The sequence below is a fragment of the Bacillus sp. AFS012607 genome (assembly GCF_002558005.1).
Classification (GTDB): domain Bacteria; phylum Bacillota; class Bacilli; order Bacillales; family Bacillaceae_G; genus Bacillus_A; species Bacillus_A thuringiensis_S.
The window spans coordinates 292,180-306,150 of sequence record NZ_NTVM01000012.1 but is presented as its reverse complement, the minus strand read 5'-3'; the positions used below and the strand labels follow the sequence as shown (position 1 = coordinate 306,150).

Genomic DNA, 13,971 nt, shown 5'->3' with positions numbered 1-13,971 from the left:
ACGAAGGAAATTTGGTACAGGGTTTACAATCATTTCGAAAATCTGTAACAATTATGATGAGTTGTTAACAAAGAATTAACAAATATGTTAAGAAAAATCAAAATTTTAAAACAAATACACCTATAAAATGATATAATCATATCAAAATACATATAGGGGATGAGAGGTTATGGAGCTTATCCGTGATTTATTGATTCAAATTGCCATCATAATTTTGCCACTATTTTTATATGAAGCGATTCGTTTAAATCGCTATCAAGAAATGCCTCCGAAGCCAAATCGTTACTTTATTATGTTTTTATCTAGCGTTACGCTCGTTCTCTCCATGACATACTCTATTTGTTTTGGCAATGTGTGTGGGTATAACTTTCACCCCATTCCAATTGTCAGTGGTTTTTTATATGGTGGGATTGTTGGTTTAATCCCAGCGGTTATTTTTGTTGCATATGAATGGTTACTAAAGGGAATGAGCTTTCTTCCAGTTTTAGAAGTAATATTTTTATTGATAGTTCCGCTGTTTTTATCAAAGAAATGGTCTCTTTTTTCAAGGGATAAGAAATTAATTTTAGCATTTATGATTTCATCATTTTATGTGCTTGTTTCTTTAGTATTAGGCATGATTAATGTTCTTTTGGAAACAGGATTTACACCGTATATTTCGCAAATATATAGCGGATTTATATTTGCCTCGCTTATCATGGTCATGACAATGGTATTTCAGGTGTATTTAACTGAATATTTAAACGAAAATGCATTGCTACGTACAGAGATGCAAAAATCAGAAAAGCTTAATATTGTAAGTGAGTTAGCAGCAAGTGTGGCACATGAAGTTCGAAATCCACTTACTGTTGTTCGTGGATTTATCCAATTGTTAGAAAGTACGGAAGATGTGAAGAATAAGGATTATATGCGCCTCGTATTAGCTGAATTGGATCGGGCGGAACAAATTATTTCAGATTACTTGAATTTAGCAAGGCCGCAAATTGAGAAAAAAGAACACATTTGTTTATCAGCCCAATTAATAGAAATGACCACTCTCATGTCGTCATTTGCAGCGATGCAAGGTGTATATTTACAAGTTGAAATTTCAGAAAGTCTTTATACGATTGGTGATAAGACAAAGTTGAAGCAAGCTATTATGAATGTTGTTAAAAATGGTATTGAAGCAATTCAAGGAAATAAAGGATATTTAAAAGTAACAGCCATTCAAAAAGACGAAACAATCATAATAAGAGTTAAAGATAGTGGTGTTGGTATGACGAAAGAACAGTTAGCAAGGCTGGGGCAACCATATTATTCTTTAAAAGAAAAAGGGACAGGATTAGGGCTTATGGTAACATTTAGTATTTTACAAGCGCATAATGGTACATTGGAATATAAGAGTGAAAGTGGAAAAGGCACTGAAGCAATTATTATATTACCAGCTGTACAAAATAAGGAATAAAAGTTACCGATGGAAGGTAACTTTTTATTTTATATTGCTTATTCATTTGTTTTTTCTTGTTTTGCTCGGCTAAATAAACTTTTAAATGTTTGAAAGAAACTTTGCTCTTTTGAGGCAGCAACCATTCTTTTTGTTTCTTGAATTTCTCGAATAACTTGCATAAGCTGTGCATCACGATTACTGTCCTTGTTATAAATTTGACTAACAAGTTTATTCATTTTTTCTTCCTGTTTGGATTCTCGTTTATACATATGATTCATTAATAAGTCCATCTTTTCTTTTTGTAATGCATCTGTTTGAGCGGCGTGCTCGACTAACTCTTGAAGCATTTTTTCTTGAGAGCCTTCTTTTACATAAACTTGTTGCATCAATTCATCTAGTTTCTCATCCTTTAAACGATTTTGTGTAATTAGAGTAGAATTTTGATGAATAATTGCTTCATTTAATTGAGCTAGCATTTCAAGTTTCAACATGAATTCCTCAAAGTTACGTCCATCTTCCTTTTCTTTCGGTTGTATCTCTTGCTTATCTTGTATAACTGGTACAGGTGGGGCCTCTTTTTCTTTTAAAATAATCGGTATCGTTTCTGAAATATCTTCTTGTAATGTAGCAGCTCTTTCATGTATAGATTTCAATAGTTTTAAATCATCAAGTTTATAAATACGAGCATCAGCTGTTTTAGAAATCATATAGCCATGTTCCTCTAACAGTTGACTATATTTGCGGACTATATGTTTTGGGATGCCTGTTTTATTCGTGACATCTTTCGTTTTATAGGTAGCTTCCATGATATTTCCTCCCCAAAAAGTATCGTATATATCATTTCAATCTTTTATGAGGACTTCCTTTGAAAAAGAATGTCGGAAGGCTATTAGTTTTCTACAGCATTAGTGAAAAAATGAAAGTTTTTGGCGGAATGGCAAGGAATAACTAAAATAATGTCTGAAAACATATACAGGAGAAGTTTGTTATAATAACGGAGGAAAAAAGAAACTGGTAGAAACATGGAGGTATACATGAAGCAATTAAAAGGTATTATCATTTCAATTATCGCAATTCTGTCTATTTTAGTAGCAGTTTATGAAGTACTTGTGCCAGAGGAAACAAGTGTAAAGAAAACGAATACGTATGATCAAGTGTTAGAATTTCCGAAAGAACGTTATCCAGAGACAGGAAAACATATTACGGATGCTATAAAAGAAGGGCATTCAGAAGTTTGTACAATCGATCGTGGTGGTGCTGCAGATAGAAGGAAATTGTCGTTAGCACCATATCCTTCAAAAAAAGGGTATGATCGTGATGAATGGCCAATGGCGATGTGCAAGGAAGGCGGAAAAGGAGCACATATTGAATATATAAGTCCGGCGGATAACCGCGGAGCAGGCTCTTGGGTAGGGAATAAGTTAGATAAATATCCAGATGGTACGCGTGTGAAATTTGAAGTGAAGTAGTAGTTGTACATTTCATAATGAAGGAGAACGGGAACTATGGAGTTAACAATTTCTTATTCGCAATTAATGTTGATGAACTATGACGGTGAGCAGCCTTATGTAGACTGGACGGATGAAGATTTTGAAAGAGGTTATGCTGAGGCAGAGGGAACTGTTATTTTTGAAGCACTTTCTGATTATACTTGTGAAGTGAAAGTGACCCCAGGGAAACATATTGAAAAAGAAGAAGTGATTAGAACGATTACGGTTCCTTTTACAGTTGAAAATGAAAGTATCGTTATAACGAGTATTCTTTCAAATAAATTTCAAATACCTATTCCAAATGGTGAGTATACAGTGGTCTTACAAGCAATTCCTCTTGAAGAGCCAACGGATGATGAATTATATAAAATACAATACGAATTCTTTTTTGAAAGTAAAGAATAAAAAATGGGTTATCCTCAATAAGGATAACCCATTTTCGTTATGCGTTTGTTTTTAGCAGGGAGCGAGCATCTTTTGCTGCTTGCACCATGTGCTCTAAAGCTGGAATAACTTCTTCTGTTCTTCTCGTTTTTAAACCACAATCAGGATTAATCCAGAAATATTTAGGATCGCATACTTCTAAAGATTGTTCTACGATTTTATACATTTCATCTTTACTCGGTACACGTGGGCTATGAATATCATATACACCTAGACCGATGCCTTTTTCATATGTTGTATGTTTTAATGTATCAATAAATTCACCGTGACTTCTTGATGTTTCGATAGAAATCACATCTGCATCTAATGCGCGAATCGCATCAACAATATCTTCGAAGTTACTGTAACACATATGAGTATGAATTTGTGTTTCATTTGCTACAGAAGAAGTTGCTAAAAGGAAGGATTGAACTGCCCATGTAATATAAGCGTCCCAATCTTTTTCTTTTAGTGGCATTCCTTCACGAAGTGCTGGCTCATCGACTTGGATTACTCGAATTCCGGAAGATTCAAGTAGTTCAATTTCGTGACGAAGAGCTAATGCAATTTGATACGAAACTTCTTTTCTTGGAATGTCATTTCGAACGAAGGACCAATTTAAAATTGTAACAGGTCCAGTTAACATTCCTTTTACAACTTTCTCTGTTAAGCTTTGTGCATAAACAGTTTCCTTAATAGTCATTCCGTTAATAAAGGCTACATCACCATAAATAACAGGTGGTTTTACGCAGCGGGAACCGTATGATTGTACCCAACCGTTTTTAGTGAATGAGAAACCAGCAAGACGCTCACCGAAATATTCGACCATGTCAGTTCTTTCAAACTCACCATGTACAAGGACATCAAGACCAATTTCTTCTTGGTAACGAATCCATTTTTCTGTCTCTTTTTCAATAAATTTTTCATATTGTTCATTTGAAATAACACCGTTACGCCATTCTTTTCGCGTTTGACGAACTTCAGTTGTTTGCGGGAAGCTACCGATAGTTGTTGTTGGTAACAATGGTAACTCTAGGGCAACTTGTTGTAATTCGTATCGCTTTTCAAATGGAAGAGGACGTGAAAAATCTTCTTCTTTTAGTGCTGTTCGTGCTGCTTTGACATCTTCACGGTTACGTACAGCAGATGAACGAATTGTATGATGTACATTTCGATATGTTTCCAGCTCATTACTAATACTTTCTGTACCTTTAGTGAGAGCAGAATGAATAAGAACTAACTCTTCTAATTTTTGATTTGCAAATGCTAACGCATCAAATAGCTCAGTCGATAAGTGAGTTTCTTCTGTTTTATCGATTGGTGTATGCAATAAGCTACAAGAAGGCTGAACAATGAAGTCTTTCGTTTGGACTTGTTTTTGTAGCGTTGTAAATAACGTAAGAACTTCATCAAGGTCAGCTCTCCAAATGTTACGGCCATCTATACAACCGACAGCTAAAGTTTTATCAGCTGGGAATCCATATTTTGAAATAGCATGTAGATTACCTTCTTTACCATGAACGAAATCTAATCCAATACCGGATACAGGGAATGTAATAATTTCTTCATAGTTTTCTTCTACACTATCAAAATATGTTTGTAAAAGAAGGTTCGCATTTGGAACTTCTTTACGAATAGCTTCATAAATTTCTTTTGCTTGTTGAACTTCTTCTTTCGTTAAAGAAGCGAAAATCGGTTCATCAACTTGAATGACTTGTGCACCAGCTGCATGTAGTTCTGAAAGCAGTTGTACGTATGGTGCAACTAATTGTTTTAAAATCGTAGCGAATTGTTCTTGTGTATAACCTTTAGCTAATTTTAAGAAAGTATATGGTCCTAAAATAACAGGTTTTCCATCTACTCCTAATTCTTGTTTTGCCTCTTCGTATAAGCGAAGTGGACGATTATCTTTTAAGGAGATTTGTAATCCCTCTTCATATTCAGGAACGATATAATGATAGTTTGTGTTAAACCATTTTGTCATTTCAGAAGCTACGTGATCTTTAGAGCCACGCGCCATTGCGAAATATACATCAAGGTAAGATGTAAACTCAGAAAAACGTGATGGGATAAATCCTAGCATATAAGCAGTATCCAAAACGTGATCATAATATGTAAAGTCGCCAATTGGAATGAGTTCAATCCCTTTTTCTTGCTGTACTTTTACGTGTTGAAGGCGAATTTCTTTCATTGTTGTTAAAAATTGTTCTTCATCGATTTTATTGGACCAAAAAGCTTCCAATGTTTTTTTCCACTCTCGTTGTAGTCCGATACGTGGATAACCTAAGTTACTTGTTTGAATTGCCATTTTAAATTCCTCCCTAATTGAAAGTAAGCATTTCCGTTTACTAGGAAATACCTATAACAAAAAGTACAAAGACATAGAAAATAAGCCTTCCTTTTTGTTTTAACACCTCATCATCATCCGTGAATCTATCAGTGTTGTTAAAACAGGCAGGTCTCCTGACTTATGCTTCATATAATTTCTTTCACCTTCCCGTTTTCACAGTGGCACTAAAAAGAAATCTCAGCATTTACAGTGGCGGGACCGTGTTGGAGTTTCACCAAGCTTCCCTTTTAAACACGAAACGAAACTTTCGTGTACCTATTTTCCTTTTGAAAGGAATTTAACAAGCGATATGATATTGAAACAAATTCTAACACAATTTTTGGAATTTTGTCTACTGTTTTAAAATAAGAAAATTCCAAAGTTTTTATTTCTTATTATTCTGACTTTTACATTCTGAAGTAACTAATAATATTACATTATAAAAAGAGAAATTGAGCTATGAAAGAAGTAGGGATGTCTTCTTTCATAGCTCAATTTTCATCTATAGCAACTTCTGAAAGCCGGCCTGCTATAGCATCTTTAAGGAGGGTGTTTAGCCATTGTAGTTCAACTGTAATATGCTCAATTACACTTTGTAAAATATATAGTTGTGCACGTGGAACTTTTCCTTTATTACAATCATATATCGTTTGCATAGTATATAAATATTGAAGAGTATCGTTTTTCTTTTTTTCTAAAATAGGAACTAATTCGTGATCATTGCTAAAGTGAGCGAAAGATAAGGCTGAATAAATAGGTTTATATATTTGGTTTTTTGCTTCGAATTGTTTTAATAGTAAAGTGTGGAATAGTTTTTTGCCTTCTTCTGTTATATGAAAAATCGTTTTGTCAGGTCGATTTGTGTCTCTAATTACATTTGTAATATGAATTGCGCCTTGCTTTTCTAATTGCTCGAAGGCGTAATAAAGTGATCCTTTAGCATATTTAATGTAACAATCCATTTGTCGTTCTTTCATAATATGCTGCACTTCATATGGATGTTTATCTCCTTCGAGTAGCAAGCCGAGAATGACTAATTTCATGCTCATGCTGTCTCAACTCCTGTATATAAAAACTTTATCCGGCATTAACGGGCAGTAAGACACCCATCCAAAAATTCAGCGGAACCAAAGAAGTTAGGTGGGGGGCGGGCTGTCCGTAAAAGCCCGATTGGTTCAATTAATAATCAGTGGGGGATGAACAAAACCGCCACTGATTAAAGATTAACTTTATACATATTATAAACGGCATATCCTTTTTCATAAAGGGATATGCCGCTTCTTTTTTATATTAACTGACTTGCTTTTGTTTTTCTTTCTTTTTAGGGCCTGTAAAGAGGCGTTCATTTCCCATAAGTAAAATACAAATAATACTTAGTACAGCCGGAATAAGTGCCCAGAAGAATGTGTTCGCAATAGATGTAGCGAGAGCTTCTTTAATACCCGCTAATATTTCAGCAGGAATTTTTGCGGTAGCGCCTGGCGATAATAAGAAACTTGTGTCTCCACCTTTTGGAGCTAATTTTGCTAGTTCAGGGGGGAACACAGAGTTTAGTTTATCTGTAAAAGTATGATTTTGAATTGTACCGAAAATCGTTACACCAAGAGTCATACCGAGTGATCGGAAGAATGAGTTTGTTGATGTTGCCGAACCACGGTCTCGCATTTCTAATTTGTGAATAGAAGACATACTTAATACTGAGAATGAGAAGCCAACACCAAGCCCAGCGAGAATCATAAATAGTGTTACGAGTAAACGAGGTGTATCCATTGTTAAAGTACTTAATAAATAAATACCAAGAACGAAGAAGACGCCAGATACCATCATAATGTTACGATAGCTTGTTCGAGAAGCTAATTGTCCTCCTGTTTGACTTCCAATTACAGAACCAACCATCATTGGTGTTAAAATTAATCCGGCATTAGAGGCGGAACCTCCAAGAACGCCTTGAATGAAGATTGGAATATAAACTGTACAGATAATAAAAGCGGCACCATAGAAAAAGGCAACTCCTTGACTAGCTGCGAATAAAGGTTTTTTAAATAGATGGAACGAAATAATAGGCTCGGTTGCTTTTCGTTCTACAAAGAAGAAAATAATAAGCGTAATAACTACTGTTGTAAATAAGCCAATAATTACAGTGGAATTCCAGGCATATTCCTTACCACCAAGTTCTAATGCGAACATTAAGCAAACGATACTTATGACAAGTGTAATAGCACCAGCCCAATCAATTTTTTGTTTTCTAAATTCTAGAGACTCACTGTAGTATTTAGTAATGAAGAAAAAGGAGATAAGTCCTAATGGAATATTGATATAGAAGACCCAATGCCAACTTATATAGTCTGTAATATAAGCGCCTAATAAAGGACCGAATACACTAGAGGTCCCGAAAACAGCACCGAATAGTCCTGTCATCTTCCCACGTTTTTCTGGTGGGAAGATATCGTACATAATTGTGAAGGCGATAGGCATAAGGGCACCACCACCGATACCTTGAATAGCTCTATAAATACTTAATTGCTCAATACTTGAAGCTGTTCCGCAGAGCGCAGAACCGAATAAGAAAAGAATGAGGCCACCAATATAAAAACGTTTCCGCCCGTACATATCAGAAAGTTTCCCGAAGATAGGCATCCCTGCCATTGTTGCTACCATATAAGCTGATGTGACCCAAACAAACTTATCAAATCCTCCTAAGTCTCCAACAATTGTTGCCATTGCGGTTGCAACGATTGTATTGTCCATTGCGGCCATTAATATACCAAGCAGTAAACCAGCAACAACAAATTTTGTCTTGTTGGCGTCTTTTTTTAATGGTTGAGTTTCCAAATATAACCCTCCTTTAGAAATAAGTAAACTATATTAAGTTTTGAGTGCAGTGGATAAAAAATTTAAATGTATAGGTGATTTTAATTTCTTTTCCATAAGTGCACTGATATGCCATAAAGAATATTATAGTCAAATTTGACTATAAGGCAAACTTTTTCTTCCGTCAAAATATTCTTTCGTATGAGTAGAGAACGAGTGAGCCATATTGAATATTGCCATAAAGTAAATTGTAAAAAAATTTCATTAAGAACACCTTCTGTTAATAGATGAAAAATGGTTTTTTCTTCATATTGTCGAATAGGATAAAAGGAAGAGAAATATTAAACATTGCTTGTAGTAAGCTTTAGTAATTTGGGGAATTCATTGTGTGTATGATACATCTGAAATGAGGTGAATATATATTATGAAAATATGGGGACGAATTTCGGATACAGGAAAGTATTCAATACCGCTACAACCAGTATTGTGGATTGACGGATCGAAAAAGGAAAATGAATTTCCTCAAGTAGCCGTTACATTAAAAATTGGTAGTATGTATACAGAACAATTTTCGTATGAATTGACCTACGATGTAAACGACATACTTATTATGAGAATTGAAGTGGAAAATAAAGGGGTAGAAATGATTTCGAGAGTTGTTGTAAGTCATATGATTCGAGATTACTTTGCTTATATTCCTAATTCTTTAAAAGTTGATAAGGGGATAAGTGAGTTTTTATTCCAGCTTGTAAGGTGGCGAATTGATGATTTGTTACCGAATGAAAAGGTGGAACTACGTTGTAAAATAAAAGCTAATAAAGATAAAGCTCTTAAACAAGCATTCTTTCAGGCTACATATACATTTCAAGATAAAGAGATATCATATGGTCCACTGCAAACAAATGAAGTTGTTGTGCGTCAATAATAAAAAGGAACCTGTACAAAAGGTTCCTTTTTTTAGTGAAGGTTGTGTTTTTTGAGTATTTTCTTTTGCTCCATTCCTTTTTTTCCTACATAGTTATTTTTGTAGCCAAAGTATAGAATAAATAAAAATGAAACAACATTAACAATAGCGTCAATTTGATCGTTTGTAATAAAGTGTATGCCGAAAGAGGTAAATAATAATTTTAATGATAATAGAAAACCAGCTAGTAACCGCATAGCATCTGATAGATTCTCTTTTTGTAGCATATAGATTACTCCTTTCTATAAAAGTTATATATTATATATATGAAATAGAGTAGAAAAGGTATACAAGCTTAAGCAGAAATGTACATTGGATATGTACATTTTTTATTTGGTAGAAAAACATTATTGATATAGAAACATATATTGGTATAAAAGGGGGAGAAGTATGAAACATAAAGGGAAAATTAGTGGATTATTACTTGGAAATACAGTGGCAGTTACAGAATGGATTGCACTTCAGGATGTAATTGCAAAACTGGATTCACGATCATTTTATACCGTCTTTATTATTTATATATTGCAAATGATACTAAGTTATTATTTTGGACATTGGTACGATAAAAGAGCGAACAAGCGTATGAATGAAGAAGTAGGAGGAATGGCAAGCAACGATTTTGTTGTTGATTTTTTTGGGAAAGTAGCCGCTTTATCTGAAAGAGCTTCCCGTAATATTACAGTTTACATTCTTTCTGTAAAAGAATGGGAAGGATTAAAAGACACGTTGCAAGAAAAAAAATTGGGAGTGTTAGTACAAAAATTAGAGAGTACCATTGTAAAGTCAATTCGGAAGGGAGATGTTGTTACAAAGTGGGATGAAAATAAGTATGTTATTGTAGCAATTGATAATGGTCATGAAACATCAACAATAACAAACAGATTAATGAAAAATATTGAAAGTGAAATAGAAGGTGATTTACTCAGTGTCACTCTTTTATTTGGAGCAGCTAGCTATCCAGTAGAAGGAAAAACGTTTGAAGAACTGTTGAGAAAGTCGCAAAATCAATTGTACCAGTATAGAAATTTGCAAGAAAATGAGTGAAGCTTTGATTTGAAGATATTTGATAGGAAGAAGTTTTATTTGTAACATTTTTTTGACTTTTATTACAAAAAAACGCTGCGTTTGTAATAAAAGTCTTTAAAAATATATGAAATAAGCATATAATTATGATGGTAGTGTCAATGCAATTTGCACAATGTGTTTTATTTTAAAAGTGTAGAGGAAAGCAAGCTCTACACTTTTCCTTTTTAGGAAATGAAAAGAATATTTGTAAGTTGTTGCGAGATATCGATTGTACTGTGTAAAATGAACAAAGAGATTATTTGATAGAAAGCTGGAAAGGGAATGATAGACGTGAGAGCGGAACGATCACCTTTTATCAGGTGAACTATTATAGTCTTATTAAGACTGAGGTGAAATTCTGTGGCCATTAAGGTAATACATAGTGTGAACAGATTTTAAAGAACACGAAGTACTATACTTAAAGATGGATATGGAACTGCTAAATACTTCAAAAAGAATAATGTAATATTAAGTAATAATTTGTACAAACAATATTAATGATCTTCGTAAAAAAGATGCGAGTGTATAGAACAATTACATATTTTATAACTTTTTTATATTACACGATGGTCGTTTATAAGTAGGAGGAAGAGATGTTGAAATATAGTAAATTAGCAATTATAACTGCATTATCAATGACTTTATTAGCCGGTTGTTTTGGACCGAAACCAGAAGAAGAATTATATGTAGCGTTTGAAAACGCTGCTAAACAAGAAAAAACAATGTTTGAAGATGCAAAAAAACTTGAGACTTTAGAGAAAGAAGGACAAGAATTATATAACCAGATTGTGCAAGAAGGAAAAGATAATAATCAAACTGTTAAAGAAAAACTGAATCAAGCAGCAAAGAATACAACTGAACGAGAAAAAGTACTTACAAAAGAAAAAGAGGCCTTAAATAAAGCGCAAGAAGAAGTGAAGTCAGCTGATAAGTATGTGAAGAAAATTGAAGATAATAAGTTGAAAGATCAAGCTGATAAAGTGAAAAGCATGTATGAGAAACGACACGATTCATTTAATAAAATGTATGACAGCTATAATAAATCTTTAAAACAAGAAAAAGAGTTATATACAATGTTACAAGATAAAGGTACTAAATTAAAAGATATTAGTGAAAAAGTAAAAGTAGTAAATCAATCTTATAAGGATATTGAGTCAGAAAAAGATAAATTTAATGAATTCACAAAGTCTTATAATACAGAAAAAGTAGCTTTTTATAAACAAGCAAATATTAAAATTAAAGAAGAGAAAAAATAAAACAGTTTGGCCTACACTTGGCCAAACTGTTTTATTTTTTTGTATAAGTACGACTATACCATGGAACCGGTTCACTTAATTTTTTTTCTTGTTTCAATGCTTCAGGCCCAATATAATCTTGAAGTGTTTTTTTTGCTACTGTTAAAGATAAGGTTGTTTTCGGATTTCGATAGGAGGATTCAAGATGACCAAGATGCGGTAGAATTCGAAAATCTTCTTTCGTAGGAGGGATGTGGAAAAAATAATCGCCTAAACGTATAAGGACATCAGATTGTTGTTGGCTAAAACGTGGGTTTCTAGAAAAATGTAATCCTTCTTTAATTGCTTTTTTTTCAGCAATCAAACGCTCTAAAGCTGTCTTTTTTAACCAGTATAAATATTTAGGATTAGTAGCTGCTTTAGCATGACGATTCACAACGAAAATAGATTGGGCTAGTCGATTAATAGAATGTTGGTTTTGTAATTGAGATTGTGGTTGTGAAGGTTTCATATTGAATCTCCTTTCAATTTTTCATTATTATAGCATAAATAAAATAGGTTTTTATTATATGCAAAAAGTGATTGTATATATTTTCAATATTAAAGCAATATTGTTACAAAAAACAACTATTTTGTATAATAGTAATAGAATATGTTTTTGAAATTTGATAATGAAAGAGTGAGAAGTTTGAAAGAAATATTAAAACAACAGTATGCCATTATAGATATTGGATCTAATACAATGCGTTTAGTTATTTATGAAAAGCAAAATGGAGGTTTTTATAAAGAGATTGAAAATACGAAAGTGGTTGCTAGGTTAAGGAATTACTTAATTGATGGTGTGTTGAATGAAGAGGGAATAGAAGTATTATTACAGACATTATTTCAATTTCAAGAAAGTACAAGGTTCCATCAGTTGCATCATGTACTTTGTGTTGCAACAGCAACAATTAGACAGTCTGAGAATCAAGAGGAAATTAAAAAGCTTATTGAAGGACAAACGGACTTTACTCTTAGAGTATTATCAGAATATGAGGAAGCGCGTTACGGATACTTGGCGGTTATGAATTCTACATCGTTTTCAGAAGGAATAACGGTAGATATTGGTGGGGGAAGTACGGAAGTTACATACTTTAGAAATAGAGAGATTTTAGAGTACCATAGTTTTCCTTTTGGGGCACTTTCTTTAAAGCAACAATTTATTAAAGGTGATATTCCTACTAAAGATGAGTTAGAGGGAATGCAACAGTATTTAGAATTTCAATTTCAAACGTTACCATGGTTCATCAATAAGAAATTGCCTCTTATTGCAATTGGTGGTAGTGCGAGGAACTTAGTAAAAATCCATCAAAATTTAATATGTTATCCTATAGCAGGATTACATTTATACAAGATGAAAGAAGAAGATATTGAAAATGTAAAAGATGAGTTGGAAAAATTGTCGTTCATAGAACTTCAGAAATTGGAAGGATTGGCAAAAGATCGAGCGGATACGATTATTCCAGCGGTTGAAGTATTTCATACACTTGTTAATGTTATAGAGGCACCGGCATTTGTATTAAGTAGAAAAGGATTAAGAGAAGGTGTTTTCTATGAAGAGTTGACAAAAGATTTGGGGATTTCATATTATCCGAACGTAGTTGAAGAAAGTTTGCATTTACTATCACATGAATACGAAATGGACATGGAATTTGTTATTCAACTTATTAAACATGGAAGACTAATTTGCAAACAACTTGAGGAAATAGGGCTTATTTCTATGTCAGTAAAAGACTGGGAAGTATTCCATCAAGCAGCGAAAGTATTTAATATAGGCAAATATATAGACGAAGAAGCGAGCCGTTTACATACGTTTTATTTATTGGCGAATAAGACAATTGATGGCATGATGCATAAAGATAGAGTGAGGTTAGCGCTTATTGCATCTTATAAATCAAAAATGCTATTTAAACAACATTTATCTCCATTTGAAGGTTGGTTTGATAAAAGTGAACAAAAAAAAATCCGTCTATTAGGAGCTGTTTTACAATTTTCAGCTGCTTTAAATGCAAGGCAACGATCGCTTGTTGAAACCATATCTATAACAGAAAGCAAAGAGGCATTAACGTTTAAAGTTTTATGTGAACAGTCTGCATTAGCAGAAAAAGTGCAAGCTGAAAAACAAAAAAAACAGTTAGAAAGAGTATTAAAAACGAATATTAACTTGTTATTTGAACTAAAACATTAGG

At 33.3% G+C, this 13,971-nt stretch carries 13 protein-coding genes and 1 riboswitch; of the genes, 7 read left to right on the top strand and 6 right to left on the bottom strand.

What is annotated here, in order from left to right; all coding sequences use genetic code 11:
- Positions 1 to 169: 169 nt before the first annotated feature.
- Positions 170 to 1,444, top strand: coding sequence for a sporulation sensor histidine kinase KinB (kinB, locus tag CN409_RS14915; protein WP_000420369.1), 1,275 nt, complete (start codon positions 170 to 172; stop codon positions 1,442 to 1,444).
- 38 nt (positions 1,445 to 1,482) lie between these two features.
- On the opposite strand, the gene CN409_RS14910 is transcribed toward kinB, so the two are convergent.
- Positions 1,483 to 2,232, bottom strand: coding sequence for a DUF3967 domain-containing protein (locus tag CN409_RS14910; protein WP_000388468.1), 750 nt, complete (start codon positions 2,230 to 2,232; stop codon positions 1,483 to 1,485).
- A 228-nt stretch (positions 2,233 to 2,460) separates the two neighbouring features.
- Here CN409_RS14910 and nucA point away from each other — a divergent pair, with 228 nt between their 5' ends.
- Together nucA and CN409_RS14900 are read left to right on the top strand one after the other, a co-directional pair.
- Positions 2,461 to 2,895, top strand: coding sequence for a DNA-entry nuclease (gene nucA, locus CN409_RS14905; protein WP_000811494.1), 435 nt, complete (start codon positions 2,461 to 2,463; stop codon positions 2,893 to 2,895).
- Positions 2,896 to 2,931: 36 nt separating this feature from the next.
- Positions 2,932 to 3,321, top strand: coding sequence for a competence protein ComJ (locus tag CN409_RS14900; protein ID WP_000424022.1), 390 nt, complete (start codon positions 2,932 to 2,934; stop codon positions 3,319 to 3,321).
- 37 nt (positions 3,322 to 3,358) lie between these two features.
- Here CN409_RS14900 and metE read toward each other — a convergent pair whose 3' ends face one another.
- The 3 genes from metE to CN409_RS14885 all read right to left on the bottom strand — a co-directional run bounded on the left by metE (position 3,359) and on the right by CN409_RS14885 (position 8,500).
- Positions 3,359 to 5,647, bottom strand: coding sequence for a 5-methyltetrahydropteroyltriglutamate--homocysteine S-methyltransferase (metE, locus tag CN409_RS14895; RefSeq protein WP_001007602.1), 2,289 nt, complete (start codon positions 5,645 to 5,647; stop codon positions 3,359 to 3,361).
- Positions 5,648 to 5,775: 128 nt separating this feature from the next.
- A riboswitch (cobalamin riboswitch) is annotated at positions 5,776 to 5,963 on the bottom strand.
- Between the two features lie 196 nt (positions 5,964 to 6,159).
- A complete protein-coding gene (locus tag CN409_RS14890; protein WP_000062064.1) occupies positions 6,160 to 6,717 on the bottom strand; it encodes a PadR family transcriptional regulator in 558 nt (185 codons plus the stop codon).
- Positions 6,718 to 6,958: 241 nt separating this feature from the next.
- Complete coding sequence (locus CN409_RS14885) at positions 6,959 to 8,500, bottom strand: MDR family MFS transporter (RefSeq protein WP_097981369.1); 1,542 nt, start codon at positions 8,498 to 8,500, stop codon at positions 6,959 to 6,961.
- Between the two features lie 403 nt (positions 8,501 to 8,903).
- On the opposite strand from CN409_RS14885, the gene CN409_RS14880 reads away from it, so the two are divergent.
- Positions 8,904 to 9,404: a hypothetical protein gene (locus CN409_RS14880; RefSeq protein ID WP_000708116.1), complete on the top strand. Its 501-nt coding sequence runs from the start codon at positions 8,904 to 8,906 to the stop codon at positions 9,402 to 9,404.
- A gap of 32 nt (positions 9,405 to 9,436) precedes the next feature.
- On the opposite strand, the gene CN409_RS14875 is transcribed toward CN409_RS14880, so the two are convergent.
- Positions 9,437 to 9,670 (bottom strand): SPP1 phage holin family protein, encoded by a 234-nt coding sequence (locus CN409_RS14875; RefSeq protein ID WP_000939448.1) that lies wholly within the window; start codon positions 9,668 to 9,670, stop codon positions 9,437 to 9,439.
- Positions 9,671 to 9,833: 163 nt separating this feature from the next.
- Between CN409_RS14875 and CN409_RS14870 the strand changes: the two genes are divergently transcribed.
- Together CN409_RS14870 and CN409_RS14865 are read left to right on the top strand one after the other, a co-directional pair.
- Entirely contained in the window at positions 9,834 to 10,487 is a 654-nt protein-coding gene (locus CN409_RS14870) for a diguanylate cyclase domain-containing protein (RefSeq protein ID WP_000680815.1), read from the top strand.
- Between the two features lie 614 nt (positions 10,488 to 11,101).
- Positions 11,102 to 11,764, top strand: a complete 663-nt coding sequence (locus CN409_RS14865; protein WP_000922470.1) for a YkyA family protein — start codon at positions 11,102 to 11,104, stop codon at positions 11,762 to 11,764.
- Positions 11,765 to 11,795: 31 nt separating this feature from the next.
- Here the strand turns inward: CN409_RS14865 and CN409_RS14860 are convergent, their stop codons facing one another.
- Complete coding sequence (locus CN409_RS14860) at positions 11,796 to 12,254, bottom strand: YkyB family protein (protein ID WP_000804864.1); 459 nt, start codon at positions 12,252 to 12,254, stop codon at positions 11,796 to 11,798.
- Positions 12,255 to 12,395: 141 nt separating this feature from the next.
- Between CN409_RS14860 and CN409_RS14855 the strand changes: the two genes are divergently transcribed.
- Positions 12,396 to 13,970 carry a Ppx/GppA family phosphatase gene (locus tag CN409_RS14855; protein WP_052658738.1) on the top strand — a complete coding sequence of 525 codons (1,575 nt, stop codon included), beginning with the start codon at positions 12,396 to 12,398 and terminating at the stop codon, positions 13,968 to 13,970.
- The last annotated feature ends 1 nt before the right edge of the window (position 13,971 follow it).

Coding starts and splice junctions, on each gene's coding strand:
- kinB (WP_000420369.1), top strand. CDS start 170: ATGGAGCTTATCCGTGATTTATTGATTCAAATTGCCATCATAATTTTG.
- CN409_RS14910 (WP_000388468.1), bottom strand. CDS start 2,232: ATGGAAGCTACCTATAAAACGAAAGATGTCACGAATAAAACAGGCATC.
- nucA (WP_000811494.1), top strand. CDS start 2,461: ATGAAGCAATTAAAAGGTATTATCATTTCAATTATCGCAATTCTGTCT.
- CN409_RS14900 (WP_000424022.1), top strand. CDS start 2,932: ATGGAGTTAACAATTTCTTATTCGCAATTAATGTTGATGAACTATGAC.
- metE (WP_001007602.1), bottom strand. CDS start 5,647: ATGGCAATTCAAACAAGTAACTTAGGTTATCCACGTATCGGACTACAA.
- CN409_RS14890 (WP_000062064.1), bottom strand. CDS start 6,717: ATGAGCATGAAATTAGTCATTCTCGGCTTGCTACTCGAAGGAGATAAA.
- CN409_RS14880 (WP_000708116.1), top strand. CDS start 8,904: ATGAAAATATGGGGACGAATTTCGGATACAGGAAAGTATTCAATACCG.
- CN409_RS14875 (WP_000939448.1), bottom strand. CDS start 9,670: ATGCTACAAAAAGAGAATCTATCAGATGCTATGCGGTTACTAGCTGGT.
- CN409_RS14870 (WP_000680815.1), top strand. CDS start 9,834: ATGAAACATAAAGGGAAAATTAGTGGATTATTACTTGGAAATACAGTG.
- CN409_RS14865 (WP_000922470.1), top strand. CDS start 11,102: ATGTTGAAATATAGTAAATTAGCAATTATAACTGCATTATCAATGACT.
- CN409_RS14860 (WP_000804864.1), bottom strand. CDS start 12,254: ATGAAACCTTCACAACCACAATCTCAATTACAAAACCAACATTCTATT.
- CN409_RS14855 (WP_052658738.1), top strand. CDS start 12,396: ATGTTTTTGAAATTTGATAATGAAAGAGTGAGAAGTTTGAAAGAAATA.